The following is a 24221-nucleotide window of genomic DNA, read 5'->3' as shown; positions in this document are numbered from 1 at the left end:
GGCCTGGACGCCCGCCGGGGCCCCGCAGCGGCGAACCGCCCCCGCGGCGGGAGCCGTTCGCACCGCGTCACCGCGTCACCGCGGGGTGAACAGCTCCCGCCGTGCCGCGTCCAGGGCCGTCACCAGGCCGCCGCCGAGCACCGGGCTTCCCTCGACCGTGCCGCACAGCACCTCGGTGGCCAGCGGGGACATCCCGGCCAGACGGCCGGCCACCCGTTCCGCCAGCGGCTGCCCCCCGGCCCGTCCCACCTCGCCGCCGAGCACCACGCAGCCGGGGTCGAGCACCGAGGCGACGGCCGCGGCGCCCACGGCGACCCGTTCGGCCAGCGCATCCAGGAACGCCTCGGCGCCGGCTCCCGCCTCGCCCGCCACCGCCGCGCGCACCACCGCCTCCGCGGCGTGGACGCCGTGCGCGGAGGCGTACCGCGGCGGTCGCAGGCCGTGTCCGCGCGCCAGCGCGCACACCGCCTCGGCGCCGGCCAGGGAGTGGAAGCCGCCGTCGCAGACCGTCGCCGACGGCAGCCCTGCGGTGCCGGGCACCGGCAGGAAACCGACCTCGCCGGTGCCGCCGGAGGCGCCGCGGCGCAGTGCGCCGTCCAGGATCACGGCGGCCCCCACGCCGTGCCCCAGCCAGAGCAGGACGAAGGTGTCGCGGCCGCGTGCCGCGCCGAGGCGGTGCTCGGCGATGCCCGCGAGGTTCACCTCGTTCTCCAGGACCACCGGGGCGCCCAGCCGTTCGCGGATCGCGGCCGGGACGCGGGCGTGCCAGGCCGGCAGCGTGGTGCCGCGGCCGAGGGCTCCGGTGGCCGGGTCGATCATGCCGGGGGCGCCGACGGCGACGGTGTGCAGCGTGGTGACGCCGTTCTCGCCCAGCGCGTCCCGCAGGGCGGTCACCGTCCGCTCCACGGGATCGCCTCCGCCGTCTCCGGCGTCCGCGCCGTCCGCGCCGTCTCCGACCGGGATTTCCGCCCCGCCGGCCGTACCGCCGGCGAGGTCCGCCAGGGCGAAGGAGGCACCGTCGGCACGGAGGTCGACGGCCGCGACGTGGGCTCGGTCGGCGACCAGGCCGTACAGCCGGGCGTTGGGTCCGCGGCGGGCCTCCCCCGCCTGGCCGACGATCCGGACCAGCCCGTCGTCGGCCAGGCGCCGCAGCAGGTCGGCGACGCTGGGACGGGAGAGCCCGGTCAGCTCCTTGAGCCGGCCGGCCGTCAGGGGGCCGTGCTCCACCAGCAGTTCCAGCGCGATCCGGTCGTTGATGGCGCGGGCGGTACGGGGCGACGCGGTACGCGCGGGGCGGGGCGGAGGCGCGGGGGCGGCGGGAGGCGCGGGCCGCGGGGGCGTGGTCATGCGGGAATCCTCGCAGATTTCCTTTTTCATTCAGGAAGCCTTCCTGATAGTTTACGCGCATGCCCTCCTCCCCCATCCGCCGGGCCCGGCGCTCGGTCGCCCTGGTCTTCGCCCTGCACGGCGCGGTCTCCGGCGGCTTCACCACCCGCATCCCCTGGATCCGGGACCAACTCGACCTGAGCAATGGCCAGTTGGGTCTCGCCCTGGCCTTCCCCGCGATCGGCGCCTCGCTCGCCATGCCGCTGGCCGGACGTCTGGTGCACCGCTACGGCGGACGGGCCGCCGTACGCGCCCTGCTCGCCCTGTGGTGCGCCTCCCTCGCCCTGCCCGCCCTCTCCCCCCACCTGGCGCCGCTGTGCGCCGCGCTCCTGGTCCTGGGCGCCGCCGCCGGGATGGCGGACGTGGCCATGAACGCGCAGGGCGTGGAGGTGGAGCGGCGCTACGGGCGCTCGATCATGTCCGGGCTGCACGGCATGTGGAGCGTGGGCGCGCTGCTGGGCTCGGCGGCCGGCGTGGGGGCCGTCCACCTCGGCCTGGACGCCCGGATCCACCTGGCCCTGGCCGCCGCCGCCCTGGCCGCGGCCGTTCCGGCGGCCTGCCGCGGGCTGCTGGACGTACGGCCCGCGCCGGGGCAGGAGGCACCGCCGCGCTTCGCGCTGCCGCCGCGTTCGGCCCTGCTGATCGGCGCCGTGGGGATGTGCGCGGTGCTCGCCGAGGGCGCGTCGATGGACTGGTCCGGTGTCTACCTCAGGGACGTCACCGGGGCGTCGGCGACGGTCGCGGCCGCGAGCTACACCGCGTTCGCCTGCACCATGGCCGCCGCCCGCCTGGCCGGTGACGCCGCCGTACGCCGTTTCGGCCCGGTGCGCACGGTGCGGATCAGCGGCGTTCTGGCCACCGCGGGCGGCGCGCTGGTGGTGGCCGCACCCGGTCCGGTGGCGGGCGTCGCCGGGTTCGCGCTGCTGGGCGTCGGGATCGCCGTGGTGGTGCCGCTGGCCTTCGCCGCGGCCGGGCACAGCGGTCCGGCCCCCGGGCAGGCCATCGCCGGCGTCGCCACCATCACCTACACCACCGGACTGGCCGCGCCGACCGTCATCGGCCTGCTCGCCGAACTGGTCTCGCTGCGCGCCTCGTTCGTCCTGGTCACCGCTGCCACCGCCGTCCTCGTCCTGGCCGCCGGAGTACTGGGCACCCCCGGCCGGAGCGGCGTCGTCGCCCGCAGCGCCGGGGACACACGGACGGAGCTGCAGGGGAACTGACCGGAGCGGCACGGGCGGACGCGGACGGGCGGCAACGGCGGACGGGCGGCAGGCAGGCGGCGGGCAGGCGGCCCGGCGCCGCCGGCCGGTGACCGCCCCGGCCGCCCCGGCTCCTGACCAGCGGGCGTGACCTGCCTTTCCCTCCCACTCCGCCGACTGACATCCCCGCAGGCGCCCCGTAGCATGTGGGCCGACCGATTCCGGTCACACACCCGATCGCATCCCGGCGCGCTTCCAGGCGCGCCGCAAAGCACCACCGCGCGAGCACGAAACGGAGCACCCATGGGCCTCGGTCTGCGCTGGACCCTGCACGGCGACGGCCGCACGCCGGCGCCCGGAGCCGTCGTACGGCCCGACGAGCGGCTGTCGTGGCCGCGGACGGCCGGGCTGGGGGCCCAGCATGTGGTGGCGATGTTCGGCGCCACCTTCGTCGCGCCCGTCCTCATGGGTCTGGACCCCAACCTGGCCATCATGATGTCGGGTGTCGCCACCATGGTGTTCCTGCTCATGACGCGCGGCCGGGTGCCGAGCTACCTGGGTTCCAGCCTCTCCTTCGTCGGCGTCGCCGCGGCGATCCGGGCGTCGGGCGGCGACAGCGGGACGATCACCGGGGCGCTGCTGGTGGTCGGCGTGGTGCTGCTGCTGGCCGGCCTGGTGGTGCAGAGGTTCGGCGCGCGGGTCATCCACACCGTGATGCCGCCCGTGGTCACCGGCGCGGTCGTGATGCTGATCGGCTTCAACCTGGCGCCGGTGACGGCCTCGACGTACTGGCCGCAGGACCAGTGGACGGCGCTGCTGACCATGCTCTTCACCGGGCTCGCGGTGGTGGCGCTGCGCGGTTTCTGGTCCCGTGTGGCGATCTTCCTCGGACTGGTCTTCGGCTACGCCGTCTCCTGGGCCCTGGACCGCGTCTTCGGGAAGATCCACTCCCCGGCGGGCGGCGGGGAGGCCGTCGACCACTGGCGGCTGGACCTCTCGGCCGTCTCCGAGGCCGACTGGATCGGGCTGCCCTCCCTGCACGCCCCCGAGTTCCAGTGGTCGGCGATCCTGGTGGCGCTGCCCGTGGTGATCGCGCTGATCGCGGAGAACGCGGGCCATGTGAAGGCCGTGGGCGAGATGACCGGCGACCCGCTCGACGACAAGCTGGGCACCGCGATCGGCGCCGACGGCGTGGCCACGGTGCTGTCCACGGCGGTCGGCGGCCCGGCCACCACCACGTACTCCGAGAACATCGGCGTGATGGCCGCGACCCGCGTCTACTCCACCGCCGCCTACTGGGCCGCCGCCTGCTTCGCCGTGCTGTTCGGGCTGTGCCCGAAGTTCGGCGCGGTGATCGCCGCGATCCCCGGTGGCGTGCTCGGCGGGATCACCGTGATCCTCTACGGCATGATCGGCCTGCTCGGGGCGCAGATCTGGCTCGCGGGCCGGGTGGACCTGCGCAACCCGCTGAACCTGGTGCCGGTGTCGGCGGGCGTCATCATCGGCGTCGGCGGCGTCAGTCTGCAGATCACCGACGGCTTCGAGCTGAACGGCATCGCGCTGGGCACCATCGTCGTCCTCACCGGCTACCACGTGCTGCGGGCGCTGGCCCCGGCGCACATGCGCGAGCAGGAACCGCTGCTGGACGAGGGCACCTCCTCCTACGACGCCGCGACCGCGGGCGGCGGCACGGACGGCACCGGCGGTGCGGAGGACGCGGGCGGCACCGGGCCCGGCAAGCGGTAGGCGGCGGGGCGGCCGCCCGCCGCGCCGCCCACGCCCCCGCGGCGTTCCCGCGGACAGGGGTTCGCCCCTCGTTCGGAGGTCGCCCGATCCGGGCGGACTTCCCGTGGACCCTCCTGCGCCCCGTCCCCTTCTGTCACGCTGAGCGCATGACGATGACGCAGTCCGGGCCCGTCACCGGGCCCGCCGCGGACGGGACGGACGAGGCGGGCGGGGTGGACGGGGTGGACGGGGTGATCGCGCGGATGCGCGCGCTCCAGGAGGAACTGCCGCCGCACGACGGGGTGGCGGCCTTCAACCGGGTCTACCTGGCCGTGACGCTGTCGGTGCGCCGGAGCCTCCTCGACGGCCTCCTGCCCCGCCCCCGCTCCGCGGCGGCCCTGGCGGCGGTCTTCGCCGGCCGCTATCCGGCCGCCGTCGACCTGGCCGCCGCCGGGGAGCCCGTCCCCGCCTGCTGGCGCCCGCTGTTCCGGGCGCGCCACCACACGGGAGTGCACCCCGTGCAGTTCGCGCTGGCGGGGGTCAACGCGCACATCGGGTACGACCTGGTGCTGGCCGTGGTGGACACCGCCCGGACGCACGGGTGCGAACCCTCCGCGCTCCAGGGCGCGTTCGACCGGATCGGGGACGTCCTGGTGGAGCTGGAGGAACGGATCCGCGAGGACCTGGTGCCCGGCCCCGATCCGCTGGACGTCGCCGACCCGCTCACCCACCTGATCGCCGGCTGGAACATGGAGCGGGCCCGGGACGCGGCCTGGTCGGCGGCGCGGCTGCTGTGGAGCATGCGGCGACTGCCGGAGCTGGCCGAGGAGTTCACCCACCGGCTGGACACCGGGGTGGGCCTGGTGGGCCGCTTCCTGCTCACCCCGCTGGAGCGCCGCCCGGTCGCACGGACGGTGTGAGCGCCCCGGGCCCGCACCCGCCCGGCCCCTCTCACCCCTTCAGCCCCGAGCGGGACACCCCCTCGATCACCCAGCGCTGCGCCACCACGTACAGCAGCAGCACGGGGACGCTGGCGATGACGGCCCCGGCCATCAGCAGGTCGTAGCGGATGTTGTTGGCGCCCTGGAAGTTGGCCAGCCCGGCGGGCAGGGTCAGCGACTCGGGGCTGAGCAGCACGTACAGCGGCCACAGGAAGTCGTTCCAGTTGGTCAGGAACGACAGCAGGGCGAGTGTGACCAGGGCCGGACGGGCGAGCGGGAGCACCACCCGGACGAAGATCTGCCACCGGTTGCAGCCGTCGATCTCCGCCGCCTCCTCCAGTTCCCCGGGAAGGGTGAGGAAGAACTGCCGCAGGAAGAAGACGCCGAACGCGCCGGCCGCCGCCGGGACGACGATCGCGGGCAGGGTGTCCACCCAGGCCAGCTCGTTGACGATCAGGAAGTTGGGGACCAGCAGGATCACCGGGGGCACGAAGAGGGTGGCCACGACCCCCGCGAAGATCACGCCCCGGCCGCGGAAGTCCATGCGGGCCAGCGCGTACGCGGCCGGGGTGGCGGTGGCCAGCACCAGCGCGGCGTGGGCGGTCGCGGCCAGCAGGCTGTTGAGGAACCACTGCATGACCGGGCTGTCGGTGGAGCCCAGTACGTGGCGGTACGCGTCGAGGGTGAACGGATCGGGTATCCAGCGCGGTTCGGTGGCCCCGGCCTCGCCGCGGGTCTTGAGCGAGGTGGTCAGCATGTACAGCAGCGGGCTGAGGTACAGCGCGGCGACGACGCCCAGGACCAGGTGGAGCAGGGAGCGGCGCAGCCGCCGGGTGGCCGGCCCGCCGGCCGCGCCCGCCCGGCGGGCACCGGTCCGCTCCCCCGCCCTCCGGGGCGGCTGCGGCGCCCGGGGGGCGGTTCCGTCCTCGTGCGTTCGGGGCCCGGACGCCGGGGTGGAGCCGGAGCGGACGGCGGTCATCGGTCCTCCTGGCGTTCGCGGAAGATGCGGAAGAGCACCGCGCTGGCGGCCATCAGCGCCAGGGCGAGTACGAAGCTCATCGCCGAGGCGGTGCCCATCTCGAACCGGCGCAGACCGGTCTCGGCGATCAGGAAGATCGCCGTCTTGGTCTCGTCCGCCGGGGCGCCGGTGGTGATCAGATAGGACTGGCCGAACATGTTGGCCGAGGCCAGAAGCGTGGCGTTGACCACGAACAGCAGCACCGGTCGCAGTCCGGGCAGGGTGACGTGGACGAACCGGTGCCAGGCGCCGGCGCCGTCGACGCGGGCCGCCTCGTACAGCTCGGCGGGGATGTCCTGGAGTCCGGCCAGGTAGATGACGGCGTTGAAGCCGAGCGTCCACCAGACCGTGACGCCCACCAGGCCCCACCAGGCGGCGGGTGTGTCGGTCGTCCACTGGATGTCGTCGGGCAGTCCGAGCACGCCCAGGTAGTGGTTGACCATGCCGATGTTGCCGTCGAGCAGGAAGCGCCACAGCAGGCCGACCACGGCGACGCCGAGCACGTACGGGGCGAAGTAGACCGCGCGGTACAGGTTGCGGCCGCGGAATCTGCCGTTCATCAGCATCGCCACGAACAGCGGCACGACCAGCAGGAACGGCAGGGACAGTGCGGTGAAGATCCCCGTCGCGCGCATCGCGCTCCAGAAGCGGGGCCCCTCCACGCTCCCGGAGTCGAACAGTTCGCGGTAGTTGCCCAGGCCGACGAAGGGCTTGGCCGGGACGTTGATGTCCCACGCGTGGAGGCTGATCCACAGGCCGTAGCCGATCGGGGCGAGGACGAAGACGGCGAACAGGGCCAGGTAGGGGCCCATGAAGACGTACGGCGTCCACCAGCGGTAGGGGCGGGTGGCGACCCGGGCGGGAGCCGCGCCCCGCCTGGGCCGCGCTCCCGCGGTGGTCGGCCGTGCGGTCAGCCGCAGTGCCACGTCGGATGCCTCACTTCGCGTACTTCTGCTTGTTCTCCGCAAGGAGCTTGTCGGCCGTCCGCACGCCCTCGGCAAGGGCCTTGGCGGGCGGGAGCTGACCCAGGACGGCCTTCTGCACGGCCAGTTCGAGCGCCTTGGACTGGACGTCGCCGATGCCGGGGAGGGCGGGCAGGAAGTGGAAGACCCCCACGTCCTTCGCCAGCGCGATCTGCGGCAGTCCGGCGACCTCGGGGTCCTTGCGGGCGGAGTTGCGGGCGGGGATCATCCCGGCCTTGGCCCACTCGGTGGAGCGCTTGCTCATGTGGTCGATGAAGAACTTGGCGGCCTTGACCTTGTTCTCGTCCTTGGCTGCCTGCGAGGTGAGCACGAAGTTGTGGGAGGCGCTCCAGGCGGCGGGGGTGTCGCCGATGGTGGGGATCGGGGCCATCTCCCAGCGCAGGTCCCTGGCGTTGGCCTTGAGGTCGTTGATCTGCCAGATGCCGTCCCAGGTGAAGCTGACCTTGTTGTTCTTGAAGGCGTTGTACTGGGCGTCCTGGGCGACCTGGGCGGGGCTGTGGCCCTTGGTGATCTGCTCGCGCATCCACGACAGGGCCTCGACCCCGGCGTCCGAGCCCCACAGGGCGGCGGTGCCCTCGGCGTCGTACAGCTCGCCGCCGAACTGCCACAGCAGGGACATGAACATCAGGTGGGCGGGCCACTTGTTGGGCATCCAGAACGGGTTGTCGATCCCGGCGTCGCGCAGTTCGGCGAGCGCGTCCTCGTAGCCGGAGCGGTCGGTGGGCGGCGCGTCCAGCCCGGCGCGGGACAGGTGCCTGGCGTTGGCGTAGTCGGCCAGGCAGTGCACGTCCAGGGGGATGCTGTAGCGCTTGCCCCCGTAGATCCCGGCCTGCCAGACCGCCGGGATGAAGTCGGACTCGGTCAGCTCCAGCGCGGAGACCACGTCGTCCAGCGGGACGAGGGTGCGGCGCGCGGCGAAGGTGGCGACCCAGTCGTTGTGGATGACGGCCACGTCGGGGCCCTTGCCCGCGGTGATGGCGGTGGGCATCGCCGGATAGAGGTCCTGCCACTGCCTGGTGGTGTTGCGCACCTCGATCCTCCCGGCGTACTCCTTGTTGAACGCCTTGAGCATGGCGCGCATGTGAGGGCCGTCGCCGCCGGTGAAGCCGTTCCAGTACTGGAGAGTGACCTTGGGACCGTCGTACTCGCCGCCGTCGAACTCGGGCGCTTCGTCGGGGCCGCTGTCGTCGGCGCCCAGCTTGGTGCCCCCGCCGCAGGCGGTGAGCAGGCCGGTGCCGGCCAGGGCGCCCGCGGCACCGAGGAAGGACCTGCGCCGCATGTTCGTACCGTACGGGGATGCACTGTTCATTGTCTGCTCCTGGGAGGCGGTCGACCGTTACCGGAGGGGGCGGGGAAGCGGGGAGGCGGGAGGGTCAGCGGGTGGCGAGGCGGATCATGCTCCAGGAGACCGGCGGCAGTTGCGCGGTGAGGGCGCCGTCGCAGGTCCCGGTGCCGTCCACCGGGCGGGGCCGGACGCGGTCGGGGCGCTCGGCGGTGTTGACCGCGCCCGGGTCGTCGTCGGCGAGCACGAGGTGTTCGAGGACCCGGGCGCCGGGGAAGGGCCTCAGGTCGGCGGTGAGGGCGAGGGGGGAGGTGCGGTCGCGGTTGACCGCGAACAGGACGATCTCGCCGCTCTCCTCGTCGTGGGTGGCCGTGGCCCACAGGGCCGGGACCTCGCCGTAGCGCTCGGTCTCGATCACCGGGGAGTCCGGCTCCACGCGCAGCACGGTACCCCGCGCGTGGCGCGCCGTCTGCGCGAAGGGGTGGAAGATGGTCTGCCGCCAGGCGGGTCCGCCGGGCTCGGTCATGATCGGGGCGATGACGTTGGCGAGCTGTGCCTGGCAGGCGGCGCCGACCCGGTCGGCGTGGCGCAGCAGGGTGATCAGCAGACTGCCGACGACGACCGCGTCGGTGACGTCGTAGACGTCCTCGATGAGGCGCGGCGCGGGCCGCCAGTCCAGGGAGTCCTCGCCGCCGAAGCGGCTCTGGTACCACACGTTCCACTCGTCGAAGGAGAGCTTGATCTTCTTGCGGTCGCGCAGCTTGGCGCCGACGTGGTCGGCGGTGGACACGATGGAGTCGATCATCCGGTCCATCTCGGCGGCGCTGGCCAGGAAGGAGTCGGTGTCGCGGTCGGTGGGGTCGTAGTACGCGTGCAGGGAGACGTAGTCGACGAACGGGTAGGTGTGTTCCAGGACGGTCGCCTCCCAGGAGGCGAAGGTGTCGATGTGGGCGTTGGAGCTGCCGCAGGCGACCAGTTCGAGGCCGGGGTCGAAGCGCTTCATGGCGCGGGCGGTCTCGGCGGCGAGCCGGCCGTACTCGGCGGCGGTCTTGTGGCCCATCTGCCAGGGGCCGTCCAGTTCGTTGCCCAGGCACCACAGGCGCACGCCGTGCGGGTCGGCCACGCCGTGGGAGCGGCGCAGGTCCGACAGGGCGGTGCCGCCGGGGTGGTTGGTGTACTCCAGCAGGTCCAGGGCTTCGGAGGTACCGCGGGTGCCGAGGTTGAGGGCCATCATCGGCTCGATGCCGGCCTTGGCGGCCCAGGCCATGAACTCGTTGAGGCCGAAGGCGTTGCTCTCCACGCTGCGCCAGGCCAGGTCCAGGCGGGTGGGACGCCGGTCGGCCGGGCCGACCCCGTCCTCCCAGCGGTAGTTGGAGACGAAGTTGCCGCCGGGGTAGCGCACGAGCGTGACGCCGAGTTCGCGGACGAGGTCCAGGACGTCCGTACGGAAGCCGTCCTCGTCGGCCGCCGGGTGGTCCGGCTCGAAGACCCCGGTGTAGACCGACCGGCCCATGTGCTCGACGAAGGAGCCGAACAGGCGCCGGTCCACGGCCCCGATGCGGAAGCCTGGGTCGACGGTGAGACGGGCGGTGGGCATGGGCGCTCCATGGGGCTCAGAGGGCTGGGCGTGCCGCGGACGGGACGAGGGGGAGGGGGAGGGCGGTCCCGTCCGCGGGGCACGCTCACCGCGTACGGGACCGCTGCGGCGGGCCGCTGGCAGCGGTTCCCGCCCGGCCGCTGGGAGGGGCGAACCGGGCGGGTGGCGTGCGCTGATACGATTACATCGTTGAAACAGCGTTGTAAATAGTCCCGACACCGGTTCTTCCGAACCGGGCGGGAACCCGACCGCGGAGCCACGAGGGCGCCGCGTGCGGCAGGCGGTGCCGGGTCGGTCCGCGCCGCGCGCCGGTGGTGTGCCAGGGTGGCCCGTACCGCTTCGTGAGCGGCACCGGTGGGTGCCGGGTGGAGGTGAACAGAGGTGGGCGCCAGCCTCAAGGACGTGGCCGCACGGGCCGGGGTGTCGGTCAAGACCGTATCCAACGTGGTCAACGGCTACACCTACGTGGCTCCGCACACGCGGGAGAAGGTCGAGCAGGCGCTGGCGGAGCTGGACTACCGCCCGAACCTCTCGGCGCGCAACCTGCGCCGCGGCCGCACCGGCGTGATCGCCCTGGCCCTGCCCGAACTGGACGCCCCGTACTTCGCCGAGCTGTCCCGGTTCGTCATCGACGCCGCCGTCGAGCGCGGCTGGACGGTGCTGATCGACCAGACCGACGGCCTGGCCGACCGCGAGCGCGAAGTGCTCCAGGGCATCCGGGAGCAGCTCACCGACGGGCTCATCTTCAGCCCCATCACCGTCGGCCGCGAGGAGTTGGCGGCCCGCACCGACAGCACCCCGATGGTGCTGCTCGGCGAGCGCATCATGGACGGCCCCACGCACCACGTGGCCATCGACAACCAGCGCGCCGCCCGCGAGATGACCGAGCACCTGATCTCGCTGGGCCACACCCGCATCGGTGCCATCGGCGCCCAGGAGAACCCCAGCGCCAACACCGCCCACCTGCGGCTGGCCGGGTACCGGCAGGCGCTGGAGGCCGCCGGACTCCCCTACGACGAGCGGCTGGCCCCGCCGACGGCGTCGTACCACCGCGCCGACGGCGCCGCGGTGATGCGCCGGCTGCTGGAGCTGGACGAACCCCCGCAGGCGGTCTTCTGCTTCAACGACCTCCTGGCGCTCGGCGCCCTGCGCACCGCGCTGACCTCCGGTCTGCGGGTCCCCGACGACCTGGCGCTGGCGGGCTTCGACGACATCGAGGACGGCCGCTACAGCACCCCGACCCTGACGACGATCTCCCCCGACAAGGCCCACATAGCGCGGACGGCCGTGGAACTGCTGGACGCCCGCATCAGCGGGAGCGGACGCGGCGGCCGGCCGGCCGAGGACGACGGGCGGCGCGAGGTGGAGGCGGACTACCGGCTGATCGTCCGGGAGAGCACCGTCAGGCCCTGACACCGCGGGGTTTCCGGGACGGAGGGCGGGGGCGGGGCGGGCTGCGGCCGCATGCCCCGCCCCGTTCCCGCCCTGTTCCCGCGGGGCGGCCGGTCCGTCAGCCGCGGTGGACGCGGAAGTGGTGGAACTCCGCCGTCGCCCCCGAACCTCCGTGCGAGACCAGTCCGATGCGCACCTTCGCGTCCGCGGGCATCGTCCAGGTGCCGCCCGCGATCCACCGCGCGCCGTCCCGGCTGGTGTACGCGCGGAAGCGGTGCTCGCCGGTGCGCGGATCGGTGGTGTGCCGCAACCGCAGCCAGGTGGTCCGCGCGGGCGGCCCGACGGTCATCGAGCCGTAGGCGACGCGGTCTGCGTACGGCCGCTCCTTGCCGAACTCGGTCTGGCGGGTGTTCCAGATCGCCACGTGCGACAGCCGCAGGTAGCGGTCGTCGTCGGTGTAGGCCACCAGCCCGGCCTGCTGGTAGTTGCGGACGGTGTCCTCGCCGAGGTCGATGGTCAGCCTGGTCTCGACCGTGTAGTCCCCGCGCGGCGCCTCGCGCAGCAGCACCGAGGCGGTGTTGCTCCCCTTGTGCAGGTCGGCGTCCTGCGTCGGCCACACCAGGCGGCCCCCGTCCAGCCGTACGTCCGCCGGGCGCACCCAGCTCCAGCCGGGCCCGAGCCGGTCGCCCTCGAACTCGTCGCCGCGCGCCGGGTCGAGCCGCCCGGGGCGGTGGCCCCGGCGCTCCCGGTGGCCCCCGTCCCGCTCGCGGTCCGCCGCGCGGGCGTGCCGGGGATCGGTGACCGGTGCCTTCTGCCGCCGCTCGGAGGCGCCCAGTCCGCCGCGCACCACGGGCCAGCCGTCCTCCCAGTCCAGCCGGTCGATGAGCATCGGGCGGCGGTTGACGCCGTACGGCTCGTCCAGGTACGGCCGTTCGCGGTCGATGGCGTGGTAGACCATCCAGTCCTGCCCCGCCAGGTCGGTGACCACGGAGTTGTGGCCGGTGCCCACCCAGCGGTTGCCGTTGGGGGTCAGCACGACGGTGCCGCCGGTGCGGGAGGCGGTCAGGGGCACTCCCTCGCGGTCGGTGAACGGACCGCGCACCGAGCGGGAGCGCCCGGCGAAGACCGAGTAGCCGGTGGTCGGTCCGGCGCAGCAGTCGCCGGAGGAGGCGAACAGGTACCACCAGCCGCCGCGCCGGACGGCGTACGCGCCCTCGAAGCGGTTGTCGGTCGCCACCATGGCCGGCTCCCCCACCGCCCGGGTGCCGTCGGCCGACAGCTCGGTGACCCAGATCCCGCCGTGGTAGGAGCCGTAGTAGAGGTGGCGGCGGCCGTCGGTGTCCACCACGTGCGCCGGGTCGAAGGTCCACTTGAAGCCGCTGCCGCCGTCGGCGGGGCGGGGGGCGACGACCGGCTCGTCGTGGACGGTCCACGGCCCGGCCGGGGTCGGCGCGGTGGCGACCCCGATGGCGCTGTCGCCGCGCTCGCCGGTCACGGTGGTCTCGGTGACGGTGAAGTAGAGCCAGTAGCGGCCGTCGTGGCGGGTGATGTCGGGAGCCCAGTAGGCGGCGCCGGTGTCCGCGAAGGCCGGGGCGTCACCGCCGAGCGCGTCGCCGACGTAGGTCCAGTCGACCAGGTCGGCGGAGCGGGCGACCGGGATCGAGTGCATCCTGCCCTCGCCGGAGCGCAGGGGATCGGTGGTGCCGAAGGCGTACCAGTGGCCGTCCTCGCCCCTGACGACGGCGGGGTCGGCGAAGGTGTCGGCGAAGCCCCTGGAGACGGGGTTTACGTACGTCCCGGCCCCCTGCCGCCCGTCGCGGTCGGCGCCCTGCCCGGGCTCGGCGGCCGCGCCCGGCGCCTGTGCGCCGCCCGCCGTCAGGGCGGCGATCGCCAGGACGGCCAGCGTCCGGCGGGCTCTCGGGCCCGGTCTGCGTACGGTCCCCATGTGGTCCTCCTCGGTGCGGATGACGGTGAACCAGGTTTTTACAACGATGTATCAACGTTGTAAACACACTGGGCACACCGGGACGGGACCTTGGAGGCACGGCCCGCGCGGCCGTGCGGGCCGCGGGCACCGGTGGGTCCCGGCGGCACGGAGCCGCCGGGACCGGGGCACCACCCAGAGCGGGCAGGGGCCGGACGACGTGCCCCCGTAAGCCGGTTCGGCCCGCCGGCCCGGCTCAGTCCTCGGGAAGCTCGACCGGGGCGATCTCGTCGTAGACGTCGCCCGGCCCGGGATTGGCCGGGTCGGTGGAGCCGCCGAGGTGGTGCATCACGCCCCACACCGCGTTGAGCGCGGTCTGCACCGCGCCCTCGGCCCAGCCGGCCGTCCAGGAGATGTCGTCGCCGGCGAGGAAGATGCCGCGCTTGTCCTCGGGCAGCCGGTCCTGCACGAAGTGCGTGAACAGCCTGCGCTGATAGCGGTAGTGGCCCGGCAGGTTGGCCTTGAACGCCCCCATGAAGTACGGCTCGTTCTCCCAGGAGACGGTGACCGGGTTGCCGATGATGTGCTTGCGGACGTCGACGTCCGGATAGATCTCGCGCAGGGACTTGAGCATGACCTCCAGCCGCTCCTGGGGGCTGAGCGGCAGCCACTTCAGGGAGTCGTCGCACCAGGTGTACGACAGGCACATCACGGCCGGCCGGTCCGGGCCGTCGTCCAGCAGGTAGGTGCCCCGCGTCATGCGGTCGGTGAGCGTCATGCTCATCACGTCCCGGCCGGTGCGCTCGTCCTTGTCCAGCCAGAACGGCCGGTCCACCGGCACGAACAGCTTGGAGGACTCCATGTAGTGGGTCCGCTCGATCGCCGTCCAGTGGTCGATGGGGAACAGGTCGTCGTCGCAGTCGATCTTCGACAGCAGCATCCACGACTGGGCGGTGAAGACCGCCGCCCGGTAGGTGCGCACGTCGCCGGTGGCGTCGGTGACGGTGATGCGGTTGCCCGCGGTGCGGTGCAGCCGGGTCACGGCCGGGCGCGGGTCGCCGCCGTGCAGGGACTTCAGCGAGGTGCCCAGCGGCCAGTGCACCAGCTTCTCCGGCTCGCGCTCCCACAGCCGCAGCGGAAGCTGCTGGCTGCCGCCGACGATGCCGCGGTGGTCGTCGTCGGCACCGGTGTAGACGACCCGCAGGATCTCCAGGATGGAGTTGGGGAAGTCGGTGTCCCAGCCGCCGGTGCCGAAGCCGACCTGGCCGAAGATCTCCCGGTGGCGGAAGGAGGAGAACGCCGGGGAGTCGCACAGGAAGCCGTAGAAGGTCTGGTTGTCGAGCTTCTCCACCAGGCGCGACCAGATCTCGCGGATGCGCGGCACGTCGCGCGTCCGTATGGCCTGCTGCATGTCGGAGAAGTCGGCGCCCTCCTCCAGGCAGGCGTTCCAGGCGTCCATCACCTGGTGGTAGACCTCCGGCAGGTCGTCCAGGGTGCGGGCGTAGTGGGACTCGCCCTTGAGGTCGACGACGGTGGAGGGGGTGTCGGGCGCCAGCGGGTTGGGGAACGGCTTCGTCTCCAGGCCCACCAGGTCCGCGTAGTGCCAGAAGGCGGTGGACGACGGCGGGAAGCGCATCGCGCCCATCTCGGCGGTCAGTTCGGGGTCGCAGCCGTCGAAGCGGGCCGTGCGCAGCCGTCCGCCGATCCGGTCGGCCTCGTAGACCACCGGCTTCAGGCCCATCTTCATCAGCTCGTACGCGGTGACGATCCCCGACAGCCCGCCGCCGATGACCGCGACCTCGGTGCCGTGCGCGGTCGCGGGCACCTGGCCCAGACCGGCGGGGTGGGCGAGGTAGTCGTCGTAGGCGAAGGGGAAGTCCGGGCCGAACATGGTGACGGGCGGCTCGTTCTGCGCCTGTGCGTGCTGCTCGTCGTGGACGGCGGCGGGCACCGTGGAGGTCATGGACGGTTCTCCTGGTGGTACGTGGCGGGCTGTGCCCGGGCAGTCGGCCCGGACGGCGGCGGCTGCGGTGTCGGGTGGTACGGGACGGGGCGGAACCGGGCGGGGGCCGTGCCTCAGACGAGGGAGCCGTAAAGCTCGGGGCGGCGGTCGCGCAGATACGGGTTGTCCGCGCGCGACGCCCTCAGCCGCCCGGGATCGACGTCGGCGGTGATCAGGTCCTCCCCCGCGCCCGCGCGGGTGCGGACCGTGCCGTCGGGGGCGGCCAGGCAGCTCAGTCCGGTGAAGGTGATCGCACCCTCGCCCTCGCCCTCGGTGCCGCAGCGGTTGGCGTAGGCGATGTAGAGCTGGTTCTCGAAGGCGCGGGCCGGCAGCAGGGTCCGGGCGACGATCTCGTACGGCCGCATCAGCGCGGTCGGCACCAGCAGCAGCTCGGTGCCGGCCAGCGCGTGGGCGCGGACGTTCTCGGGGAACTCCACGTCGTAGCAGATCAGCATCCCGACGCGGACGCCGTCGATGTCGGCCTGGACGACGGGGGTGTCGCCCGGGCGGAAGGCGGAGGCCTCGAAGCCGCCGTACAGGTGGGTCTTGCGGTAGTCGGCGAGCCGGGCGCCGTCGGGACCGACGAGCCCGGCGGAGTTGTACACCGCGTCGCCGTCGCGCTCGGGGTAGCCGTAGGCGACGGCGATCCCGTGCTCGGCGGCGATGCGGGACACCGCCTCGGCCCCGGGGCCGTCGGCGGGCTCGGCCAGCTCCGCGATCCGCTCCCCGATCGCGTACCCGGTCAGGTACATCTCGGAGGCGACCAGCAGCCGTGCCCCCTGCGCGGCGGCCCGGCGGGCGGCACGGTCGAGGGCTGCCAGGCTGTCCGCGGTGGAGCCGGGGACACCGCCTGGGCCCTGGAGCAGCGCGGTGCGCAGCGGCGTCATGGGACCTCTTCGCGTTCACGTCGGACGGCCGTACCGGGCGTGCCGGGGTACGGCTGCGGGATCTGGGGACGCTTCGACGGTACGGTCCGCCCTCCGCGCCCCACAAGCCGCACCCGTTGCGCACCGGGCATCGATCCGTTGCGTCTTGGGGCCCTCGTCCGTCGATTCGTTGCGCAGCGGCTGTGCGCCCGCGAGAGTGTCCACGAGAGCGCCCGGGGGTGCCTCCGGAACTGTGTCCGGAGACGCCTCAGGCCGGCGACCCCGAACCGTAGCGGCGCAGCAGCGGGGAGAGGACGAGCACCGACCGGGTGCGCTCCACGAACGGCTCCCCCGCGATCCGCTCCAGCACCCGCTCGAAGTGCCGCATGTCGGAGGCGAAGACCTGGACGATCGCGTCCGCGTCGCCGGTCACGGTGGAGGCGGACGCCACCTCCGGGTAGCGCGCCAGCCCCCGGCGGATGTCCTCGGGGGAGGTCTTGTGGCGGCAGTACATCTCGACGAAGCCCTCGGTCTCCCAGCCGAGCACCGCCGGGTCCACCCGTACGGTGAAGCCGGTGATGGCGCCCTGTTCGCGCAGCCGGTCCACCCGGCGTTTGACGGCGGGGGCCGACAGGCCCACCTCGGCGCCGATGTCGGCGTAGGAGCGCCGGGCGTCCTCGGCGAGGGCGCGGACGATGCGTTCGTCGAGCTCGTTCAGTCGCACTGCGGGTGGGCCACTTCTGTCGTGCGGGCGGTACGCGGGACGCCGCGGTGATCGCGTCGCCCCGGCAGCGAAGTACAGCACACCGGGCCCGCGGGACGGTCCTCCGGCGGGGCCGGTCCGCGGCACGGACGGCCGGGGAATCTTCACCGAAGCATCACACGGCCCGGCGGCGCCGCCCGGTGGGGAGCATGTCCGAACTTCCGGGCGCCCCTTTCAGGCCGCACCCCCGCGAACCGGGCGTACCGGCGTCCGCCGCCGGCGGCGCGGCGGTCCCCTGCCGGATCCCTTCCGCACGGCCCTCGCTGGCGACCGGGAGCCGCGCTTCTATACCGTGTGGCCCGACAAGCGGAGCCGGACGCGGGGGAGAGAACGTGTCGTTCGACGAGGAGTGGAACCGGCTGGTGCAGGCCGCCGCCGAGCGGAAGGCCGCGCAGACGCGCCTGAACCAGCTCGACGGCGGCGGAGGAGGCGGGGTCGCGACGTCCTCCGGCGAGCTCGAGGTGTCGCAAAAAGACCTGGCCGCCGTCGGGGACGCGGCGTTCGACCTCTACGAGCGGCTGCGCAAGGACGGCGACCACGCCCGGGAGAGCAGCACCGGCGCGGCCGCGGGGCTGAAGGGCGACTTCGAGATCGGCGGCGCACTGGACCACGTCGCGACCCGGTGGCAGGAGCAGCTGCGCACCCTCACCGACGCCTGCGCCCACATCTCCAACCACATGGAGTACAGCAACAAGGCCCACGCCGACGACGAGCAGCACATCAGCTCGCTGTTCAACAGCGTCTCCACGCTCGACGAGGGCTTCGACGAGAGGACCCGGCTCCAGTGAAGCTCGACGCCCTCCGCCACGCCGACTTCTCCAAGCTGAGCGCGGCCGTCACCGACTGGTCGGAGATGGTCGAGAAACTGAGCGTCCTGAAGGAGGACGCCCGCTCGCAGCTCAAGGGCAAGGCCGACAAGGCCGACTGGACCGGTCTCAACGCCGCCGTCACCCGGGAGTTCGTCGCCAAGACCGCCGGCGAGTTCGCCGACGCCCACACCCAGGCCTCCTCGATCCACAACATCCTCAAGGACACCCGTGACGAGCTGGTCGAGTACCGCAGGCAGCTCAACGACGCCATCGAACGCGGTCTGAAGAAGAACCTGACCGTCATCGCCAACTCCGACGGCAGCTTCACCGTCACCATGAACATCCACCCCGACCGCGCCGCCCGGGGCACCGACGTCCCCGACCACACCCCCGAGGACGTCACCGCCCTGCGCGACGAGGTCCAGGGCATCCTCACCAAGGCCACCGAGAGCGACTCCAGCGCCGCCAGGGCGCTCAGGGCCCTGGCCGACCAGACCCCCCACGGCTTCTCCGACGCCTCCTACTCCGACCGCGACTCCGCAGCCGAGGCGATGGAGGCCGCCGACCGGGCCGTCGAACTCGCCAAGGACCCCGCGGACATGTCCCCGCAGGAGTTCGACGACTTCAACTCCACCATGGCGCGGTACAAGGACGACCCCCTCTTCGCCGAGCGGTTCGCGACCGGGCTGGGCCCCCAGGGCGTGCTGGACTTCTGGGCGGGCATCAACGACCCGCACACCAACATGCAGCTCGGCCAGGCCCGGGTGGACAAGTACGGCGCCCTGCAGGAGAACCTCGGCCTGACCCTGGCCACCGCCACCCAGTCCGACAGCCCCGCCATGCAGCGCTGGGAGCGGGACATGGTCGGGCTGACCGGCGAGTTCGTCCCGAGCAGGGACAACCCCCGGGCCGTGGGCGCCCAGGTGATGAGCAACCTGATGCGCTGGGGCGACTTCGACGACAAGTTCCTGAAGAACTACGGCGACGAGCTCATCCGGGTCGAGAAGGAGCGCAGCGGCAACGGCCGCAGCGCGGATCTGGCCTGGCACTTCCCCATGGGGCCGATGCTCAACCGGACGGGCACCGACGAGGGTTCGGACCCGATGACGGGCTTCATGATGGCCCTGGGCAAGAGCCCCGACGCCGCCACCGACTTCTTCAACGGCACCTTCGTCACCAAGGACGAGGACCACGACTTCACCCGGGACACCGACGGCAACGGCAAGGAGGGCAAGGTCGGCCTGACCAACTTCCAGTACCTCTTCGAGGAGCGCGACTGGCCCAAGCAGTACGACTTCGACTTCAAGGAGAGCATCGCCGGACAGAACGCCATGGGCTGGGCCCTGGAGGCCGCGGCGACCGGCCACCCGGCCGGTGAGCAGCCTGGCCCGGACACCCCTCCGCACAGCCCGGAGCAGGCCCGGCTGGTGGAGCAGATCTTCGACTCCGTCTCGGCGGACACCGAACGCCTCACCGAGCGCGGCTACCTGTCGGACAGCATGGGTCAGATCGCGGCGGAGTACCTGCCCGACATCAACCGGGCCATGGCCGACGACAAGTACGGGAACACCAATCTGCTGTTCCCCGTCGCCGGCACCGCCGCCGAACTGGACCACAACGACGTCACACGCTTCCTCGTCAGCGTGGGTCAGAACCCGGAGGGGTTCTCCAGGGTCGAGATGGGCCAAAAGGCCTACATGACCAACCTGATGGACTACCACCTGAACCCCGACCTCCCGGAAGACAGGCGGTACCCGCAGAACCCCCAGACCACCATCGAGGACATCGCTCGAAGGTCGGGGGAGATCAGCGGCACGCTGTCCATCGGCCGACAAGAGGCGATCCTGGGGGATGCGCACCAGAAGGACGAGGATTACAAGAAGTCGATGGGCCAGGTGAAGAACATCATTTCCGGCACCATCGGCACCGGCATCGGCGTGGGGACGAGTTTCGTCGCGACACCCGTCGCGGGGGCCGTCGCGGGTGGAACCGCGAACACCGTGAGCAGCGTCGTCCTGGAGCAGATCTTTGGTGATCTGGAGCCGAGCAATCTCAAGGACGCCGGGGAGAACGTGGGCGAAAGGTGGGAACGTTCCAGGGAAAACAGCCTCTGGCACGGCCAGACGGCCGCTATGGAGGCTGCCAAGGCACACGACCTGCCGTACGCCGACCAGGTGGCGGACTGGGTGAGGCGGGGCAACGAGGACGGTTTCGACAGCGCCTCGGTCAACGTCTCCCAGATGGCAGACGACCTCGACACGGAGATTCCCAGATGACCCCCCGGCGCGCTCCGGTCGTTCCGTCCCCGCCTGCCAGGGCAGGAATCGATCCGAGCCCCTCGGGAAGGAACATGCGACCAGGATCCCGGCTTACGTTCTCGGCCGCCGCTGCGCTGCTCCTCAGCTTCGGGACAGCAGCCTGCTCCGCGCAGGAGAAGAACTACGAAACCCCCTCCTCCATGTGCGGCACGGCCGTGTCCCCGAAACTCACGGACCCCCTCCTGCCGGCGGGGGACAAGATCTCCACCGCTGTCTCCGACAGAGCGGACGGGATGACGCGCTGTCTCGTCTACGTCGACGACACGCAGGTCCTCACCTTCAACATCGAGTGGCGGGAGAAGGGGTCCCCCCTGGCCAGGTTCGCTTCCGTCTTCCCCAACGTCGAGCCCGGCGACAAGAAGACGGAGGACGGCAGGTACATCTACTCCGGCACCGGAGCCGTCGGAAAGGTCGCCTGTCCCAAGCCGAGGAAACCGGATGACGATCTCTTCGTAGCAGCGAGAGTCGATGAACCCGGCAGGCCCGACGAGGCGGCGATGAAGAAGCTCATCGCCGCCTACGCCGAAGCCGTCGGGAAGTCCGGCGAGTGCACCTGAGGCCCGCCGGGCCCGCCGCCGCTGCCCGCCCGCGCGTCATCCCGTGGGCAGGGCCCTCACCCAGGTCCGGTCCTCGGTGAGGTAGGAGTCGACGGCCAGACCCGCGCCGGCCAGCGCCTCCTCGAACTCCTCCCGGTCCAGCCGCCGGGAGAGGAACGTCTGGGTCCACGTCCCGTCCGGGAAGACGTACTCGCAGCGGATGGAGGACACCCGCGGGTCGTCGGTGGGGTCGGCCGCGGCGATCCTGACCAGTCCGCCGCCGGCCCTCCGCTCCCGGGGCACCCTGTCGTGCCAGTCCTCGCCCTCGCGCTGGATCAGTACGCACCCGTCGTCCGCGACGTGCCGGCGGCAGGCGCGCAGCAGCGCGTCGCGCACCCGGACGTCGCCCGCGTGGACCAGGAAGGAGGACAGCAGGACGGCGTCGAAGCGTTCGCCCAGCTCCAGCGTCTCGATGGGCGAGCACACGGTGCGGGCGCCGCGCACGTGCTCCAGCATCCCCGGCGACTCGTCGACGGCCGTCACCGCGAAGCCGCGCTCCAGCAGGGGGTGGGTCACCCGGCCCGTGCCGCAGCCCAGTTCCAGCAGGCTCGCCCCGGCGGGGACGGCCGAGGCGATGACGTCGGGCTCGTCGCCGACGGGCAGGCGGGTGTAGACCTCCACCGCGCAGCCGTCGGGGGTGATCGCTCCGGGGCCCGTACCGCTGTGGCCCCGACGGGTCTCCTCGTGCACCGGTCCGCTCATGGACCCATGGAAGCAGCCGCGGCCCGTCCCGGAAAGGGGACGGACCGCGGGTCCGGGCGGATCCTGCTCTGGGCGGAGGCGGAGGCGGAGGCGGCGGGTTACCAGCTGGCGTGCAGCGGCTTGCCCTCGGCGTAGCCGGCGGCGCTCTGGACGCCGACGACGGCCCTCTGCGCGAACTCCTCCAGGGTGGCGGCTCCGGCGTAGGTGCACGAGGAGCGCACTCCGGCGATGATCGAGTCGATCAGGTCCTCCACCCCCGGCCGGGCCGGGTCGAGGAACATCCGGGAGGTGGAGATGCCCTCCTCGAACAGGGCCTTGCGGGCCCTGTCGTAGGCGGACTCCTCTGCGGTGCGGTTGCGCACCGCGCGCGCGGAGGCCATGCCGAAGCTCTCCTTGTACAGGCGCCCGTCGGCGCTCTGCTGGAGGTCGCCGGGGGACTCGTGGGTGCCGGCGAACCAGGAGCCGATCATGACGTTGGAGGCTCCGGCGGCCAGCGCCATGGCCACGTCGCGCGGGTGCCGCACGCCGCCGTCGGCCCAGACGTGCCTGCCGTGCCTGCGCGCCTCGGCGGCGCACTCCAGCACGGCGGAGAACTGCGGGCGGCCCACACCGGTCATCATGCGCGTGGTGCACATGGCGCCCGGCCCGACGCCGACCTTGACGATGTCTGCGCCGGCCTCGATCAGGTCGCGGGTGCCCTCGGCGGAGACGACGTTGCCCGCGACGACGGGGACCTGCGGGTCCAGCGCGCGGATCGTCCTCAGGGTGGAGAGCACGGACTCCTGGTGGCCGTGGGCGGTGTCCACGACGAGGGTGTCCACCCCTGCGTCGAGCAGCCCCTTGGCCCGCCCCTCGACGTCGCCGTTGATACCGACGGCGGCGGCCACCCGCAGCCGTCCGGCGGCGTCGGTCGCGGGGGTGTAGAGGGTGGCGCGCAGGGCACCCTTGCGGGTGAGGATGCCGGCCAGGCGGCCCTCGGCGTCGACGGCGGGGGCGAGCTTGCGGTGGGCGCCGTCCAGGCGGGTGAAGGCCTCGCGCGGGTCGATGTCGGCGTCCAGGAGCAGCAGGTCGCGGGACATCACCTGGGAGAGCTGGGTGAAGCGGTCCACGCCGGTCAGGTCGGAGTCGGTGACGACGCCGACCGGCCGCCGCTCCCCGTCGACGACGACGCCCGCGCCGTGCGCCCGCTTGGGCAGCAGGGACAGCGCGTCGGCGACGGTCGCGGACGGGTCCAGGACGATGGGGGTGTCCAGGACCAGGTGGCGCTGCTTGACCCAGGAGATGACGTCGGTGACCACGTCCAGGGGGATGTCCTGGGGGATGACGGTGAGGCCGCCGCGGCGGGCGACCGTCTCGGCCATCCGGCGCCCGGCGATCGCGGTCATGTTGGCCACGACGATCGGGATGGTGGTGCCCGTCCCGTCGGGCGCGGAGAGGTCCACGCCCTGCCGGGAGCCGACCGCGGAGCGGTTGGGCACCATGAAGACGTCGTCGTACGTCAGGTCGTACGCGGGCCGCTGGTCGTTGAGAAATCGCACGTACTTCATTGTTGCATGCCCGCCCCCGCCCCCGGCCATGGAGAAAAGCCCAGGTGGGCGGGGACGCCGTCGTACGTTCCCACCACAGTGCCGGGGTCCGGGCCGGACCCCTCCGGCCCGGACCCTCGGTCAGCGCGCGCTCTCGTCCGGGTCAGCGCGGTCCAGCGCGGGCCGGGGGCCGGGGCCGGTCTCGTGCAGCAGGTAGTCGGCGGCGGCGGTGTCGGTGACCAGGCTGGTCACCAGTCCGGAGCGGAGCACCGCGCCGATCGCCGCGGCCTTGCGGCGGCCGCCCGCGATCGCGATGACCTCGGGGATGCGGCGCAGCCGGTCGGCCTCGACGGTGATGCAGCGCTCCCCCAGGTCGCGGCCGATGCGGCGGCCCTCGGCGTCGAAGAGGTGCGCGGACATCTCGGCGGCGACCCCGAGGGAGGCGTAGTGGGCGCGCTCCTCCTCGCCGAGCATGTCGTGGACGGTGGAGACGCCCGGCTCCCAGGAGCCGATGGAGACCGCGGCCACGGTCACCTTGTCGAAGTACTCGAACGCCGCGGCGATGCTCGTCTGGCCGCGCAGCGCGGCGGCGGTGGCCGCGTCCGGCAGCAGCATCGGCGCGTAGATCGGGTGGGCCGCGCCGCCGGAGACGGTGGCGGCGCGGCGCACGGCCTCCACCGAGCCGCGCTCGGCGGTGCCCGCGTCGTAGACGCCGGTGAGCTGGACGACGGTGCACGGCGGGAGCCGGTGCAGCGCGGTGGCCATGTGGATGGTGGAGCGGCCCCAGGCCAGGCCCAGGACGTCCCCCTCGGTGACCAGCTCGCCCAGCAGGTCGGCGGCGACCTCGCCCAGGTTCTCCGGGTCGGCGGCGTCCTCGGCGGCGTCCGAGGGCGACTCGACGACGACGGCGTGGCGCAGCCCGTAGCGGGCGCGCAGCGCGTCGGACCGCTCCGCGTCCAGTTCGGCCGGGACGCGGATCTCGATGCGCACCAGATCCCGTTCCAGCGCGGTCTCCAGCACCCGGGCCACCTTGAAGCGGCTCACCCCGAACTCGTCCGCGATCTGGATCTTGGACTTGCCCTCCAGATAGAAGCGGCGCGCCATGGCCGCCGCCTGCATCAGCTCGGCGGGACCCATTCTCGTGGCTGACCGCCCGGTCGACACCGCACTCACCTCGCTACCGTTCCGCCGT

19 protein-coding genes are annotated in these 24221 nt (G+C 72.9%); 7 read left to right on the top strand and 12 right to left on the bottom strand.

The annotated features are described in order from the left end of the window. Window positions 1-75: 75 nt before the first annotated feature. Window positions 76-1347 (bottom strand): ROK family transcriptional regulator, encoded by a 1272-nt coding sequence (locus QPK52_RS23125; protein ID WP_410539387.1) that lies wholly within the window; start codon window positions 1345-1347, stop codon window positions 76-78. Between the two features lie 59 nt (window positions 1348-1406). On the opposite strand from QPK52_RS23125, the gene QPK52_RS23120 reads away from it, so the two are divergent. The 3 genes from QPK52_RS23120 (at window position 1407) to QPK52_RS23110 (ending at window position 5230) form a co-directional block, all read left to right on the top strand. After that, the gene (locus tag QPK52_RS23120; RefSeq protein ID WP_410539386.1) at window positions 1407-2606 is read left to right on the top strand and encodes an MFS transporter; all 1200 of its coding nucleotides are present in this window, start codon (window positions 1407-1409) and stop codon (window positions 2604-2606) included. Between the two features lie 282 nt (window positions 2607-2888). Next, window positions 2889-4331: a uracil-xanthine permease family protein gene (locus tag QPK52_RS23115; RefSeq protein WP_410539385.1), complete on the top strand. Its 1443-nt coding sequence runs from the start codon at window positions 2889-2891 to the stop codon at window positions 4329-4331. Window positions 4332-4477: 146 nt separating this feature from the next. Continuing rightward, window positions 4478-5230 (top strand): DUF5995 family protein, encoded by a 753-nt coding sequence (locus QPK52_RS23110; protein ID WP_410539384.1) that lies wholly within the window; start codon window positions 4478-4480, stop codon window positions 5228-5230. 31 nt (window positions 5231-5261) lie between these two features. On the opposite strand, the gene QPK52_RS23105 is transcribed toward QPK52_RS23110, so the two are convergent. The 4 genes from QPK52_RS23105 to QPK52_RS23090 all read right to left on the bottom strand — a co-directional run bounded on the left by QPK52_RS23105 (window position 5262) and on the right by QPK52_RS23090 (window position 10131). Continuing rightward, window positions 5262-6230 carry a carbohydrate ABC transporter permease gene (locus tag QPK52_RS23105; protein WP_410539383.1) on the bottom strand — a complete coding sequence of 323 codons (969 nt, stop codon included), beginning with the start codon at window positions 6228-6230 and terminating at the stop codon, window positions 5262-5264. Further along, complete coding sequence (locus QPK52_RS23100) at window positions 6227-7195, bottom strand: carbohydrate ABC transporter permease (protein ID WP_410539381.1); 969 nt, start codon at window positions 7193-7195, stop codon at window positions 6227-6229. The genes QPK52_RS23105 and QPK52_RS23100 overlap by 4 nt, the downstream gene beginning before the upstream one ends. Window positions 7196-7205: 10 nt before the next feature. Further along, window positions 7206-8531, bottom strand: coding sequence for an ABC transporter substrate-binding protein (locus QPK52_RS23095; RefSeq protein ID WP_410539380.1), 1326 nt, complete (start codon window positions 8529-8531; stop codon window positions 7206-7208). Window positions 8532-8625: 94 nt separating this feature from the next. Next, window positions 8626-10131 (bottom strand): alpha-N-arabinofuranosidase, encoded by a 1506-nt coding sequence (locus QPK52_RS23090; protein WP_410539378.1) that lies wholly within the window; start codon window positions 10129-10131, stop codon window positions 8626-8628. 381 nt (window positions 10132-10512) lie between these two features. On the opposite strand from QPK52_RS23090, the gene QPK52_RS23085 reads away from it, so the two are divergent. Beyond that, window positions 10513-11544 (top strand): LacI family DNA-binding transcriptional regulator, encoded by a 1032-nt coding sequence (locus QPK52_RS23085; protein WP_410539377.1) that lies wholly within the window; start codon window positions 10513-10515, stop codon window positions 11542-11544. A 97-nt stretch (window positions 11545-11641) separates the two neighbouring features. On the opposite strand, the gene QPK52_RS23080 is transcribed toward QPK52_RS23085, so the two are convergent. The 4 genes from QPK52_RS23080 to QPK52_RS23065 all read right to left on the bottom strand — a co-directional run bounded on the left by QPK52_RS23080 (window position 11642) and on the right by QPK52_RS23065 (window position 17039). Continuing rightward, entirely contained in the window at window positions 11642-13468 is a 1827-nt protein-coding gene (locus QPK52_RS23080) for a family 43 glycosylhydrolase (RefSeq protein WP_410539376.1), read from the bottom strand. Between the two features lie 235 nt (window positions 13469-13703). Further along, a complete protein-coding gene (locus tag QPK52_RS23075) occupies window positions 13704-15410 on the bottom strand; it encodes a flavin monoamine oxidase family protein (protein WP_410539375.1) in 1707 nt (568 codons plus the stop codon). Window positions 15411-15523: 113 nt separating this feature from the next. Then, a complete protein-coding gene (locus QPK52_RS23070) occupies window positions 15524-16336 on the bottom strand; it encodes a carbon-nitrogen hydrolase family protein (protein WP_410539374.1) in 813 nt (270 codons plus the stop codon). Window positions 16337-16583: 247 nt separating this feature from the next. Next, window positions 16584-17039 carry an Lrp/AsnC family transcriptional regulator gene (locus QPK52_RS23065; protein ID WP_093656644.1) on the bottom strand — a complete coding sequence of 152 codons (456 nt, stop codon included), beginning with the start codon at window positions 17037-17039 and terminating at the stop codon, window positions 16584-16586. Between the two features lie 371 nt (window positions 17040-17410). On the opposite strand from QPK52_RS23065, the gene QPK52_RS23060 reads away from it, so the two are divergent. From QPK52_RS23060 to QPK52_RS23050, 3 genes are all read left to right on the top strand, one after another. Further along, a complete protein-coding gene (locus QPK52_RS23060; protein ID WP_410539373.1) occupies window positions 17411-17866 on the top strand; it encodes a hypothetical protein in 456 nt (151 codons plus the stop codon). Further along, window positions 17863-20163 (top strand): DUF6571 family protein, encoded by a 2301-nt coding sequence (locus QPK52_RS23055; RefSeq protein ID WP_410539371.1) that lies wholly within the window; start codon window positions 17863-17865, stop codon window positions 20161-20163. The genes QPK52_RS23060 and QPK52_RS23055 overlap by 4 nt, the downstream gene beginning before the upstream one ends. A gap of 74 nt (window positions 20164-20237) precedes the next feature. Then, a complete protein-coding gene (locus tag QPK52_RS23050) occupies window positions 20238-20762 on the top strand; it encodes a hypothetical protein (protein WP_410539370.1) in 525 nt (174 codons plus the stop codon). A 36-nt stretch (window positions 20763-20798) separates the two neighbouring features. On the opposite strand, the gene QPK52_RS23045 is transcribed toward QPK52_RS23050, so the two are convergent. The 3 genes from QPK52_RS23045 to QPK52_RS23035 all read right to left on the bottom strand — a co-directional run bounded on the left by QPK52_RS23045 (window position 20799) and on the right by QPK52_RS23035 (window position 24166). Beyond that, complete coding sequence (locus QPK52_RS23045; protein WP_410539369.1) at window positions 20799-21503, bottom strand: class I SAM-dependent methyltransferase; 705 nt, start codon at window positions 21501-21503, stop codon at window positions 20799-20801. Window positions 21504-21601: 98 nt separating this feature from the next. Then, on the bottom strand, window positions 21602-23050 hold the full coding sequence (locus tag QPK52_RS23040) for a GuaB1 family IMP dehydrogenase-related protein (RefSeq protein WP_410539368.1): 1449 nt from the start codon (window positions 23048-23050) through the stop codon (window positions 21602-21604). Window positions 23051-23170: 120 nt separating this feature from the next. Continuing rightward, window positions 23171-24166, bottom strand: coding sequence for a sugar-binding transcriptional regulator (locus QPK52_RS23035; protein WP_410539367.1), 996 nt, complete (start codon window positions 24164-24166; stop codon window positions 23171-23173). Window positions 24167-24221: the final 55 nt, after the last annotated feature.

Source organism: Streptomyces sp. KL2 (assembly GCF_046529545.1).
GTDB lineage: Bacteria > Actinomycetota > Actinomycetes > Streptomycetales > Streptomycetaceae > Streptomyces > Streptomyces radiopugnans.
Note: the sequence above shows the minus strand (reverse complement) of the source record. Positions and strands in the feature narration are given on the sequence as shown.

Coding starts and splice junctions, on each gene's coding strand:
- QPK52_RS23125 (WP_410539387.1), bottom strand. CDS start 1,347: ATGACCACGCCCCCGCGGCCCGCGCCTCCCGCCGCCCCCGCGCCTCCG.
- QPK52_RS23120 (WP_410539386.1), top strand. CDS start 1,407: ATGCCCTCCTCCCCCATCCGCCGGGCCCGGCGCTCGGTCGCCCTGGTC.
- QPK52_RS23115 (WP_410539385.1), top strand. CDS start 2,889: ATGGGCCTCGGTCTGCGCTGGACCCTGCACGGCGACGGCCGCACGCCG.
- QPK52_RS23110 (WP_410539384.1), top strand. CDS start 4,478: ATGACGATGACGCAGTCCGGGCCCGTCACCGGGCCCGCCGCGGACGGG.
- QPK52_RS23105 (WP_410539383.1), bottom strand. CDS start 6,230: ATGACCGCCGTCCGCTCCGGCTCCACCCCGGCGTCCGGGCCCCGAACG.
- QPK52_RS23095 (WP_410539380.1), bottom strand. CDS start 8,531: ATGCGGCGCAGGTCCTTCCTCGGTGCCGCGGGCGCCCTGGCCGGCACC.
- QPK52_RS23090 (WP_410539378.1), bottom strand. CDS start 10,131: ATGCCCACCGCCCGTCTCACCGTCGACCCAGGCTTCCGCATCGGGGCC.
- QPK52_RS23080 (WP_410539376.1), bottom strand. CDS start 13,468: ATGGGGACCGTACGCAGACCGGGCCCGAGAGCCCGCCGGACGCTGGCC.
- QPK52_RS23075 (WP_410539375.1), bottom strand. CDS start 15,410: ATGACCTCCACGGTGCCCGCCGCCGTCCACGACGAGCAGCACGCACAG.
- QPK52_RS23070 (WP_410539374.1), bottom strand. CDS start 16,336: ATGACGCCGCTGCGCACCGCGCTGCTCCAGGGCCCAGGCGGTGTCCCC.
- QPK52_RS23050 (WP_410539370.1), top strand. CDS start 20,238: ATGCGACCAGGATCCCGGCTTACGTTCTCGGCCGCCGCTGCGCTGCTC.
- QPK52_RS23045 (WP_410539369.1), bottom strand. CDS start 21,503: ATGAGCGGACCGGTGCACGAGGAGACCCGTCGGGGCCACAGCGGTACG.
- QPK52_RS23040 (WP_410539368.1), bottom strand. CDS start 23,050: ATGAAGTACGTGCGATTTCTCAACGACCAGCGGCCCGCGTACGACCTG.
- QPK52_RS23035 (WP_410539367.1), bottom strand. CDS start 24,166: ATGGGTCCCGCCGAGCTGATGCAGGCGGCGGCCATGGCGCGCCGCTTC.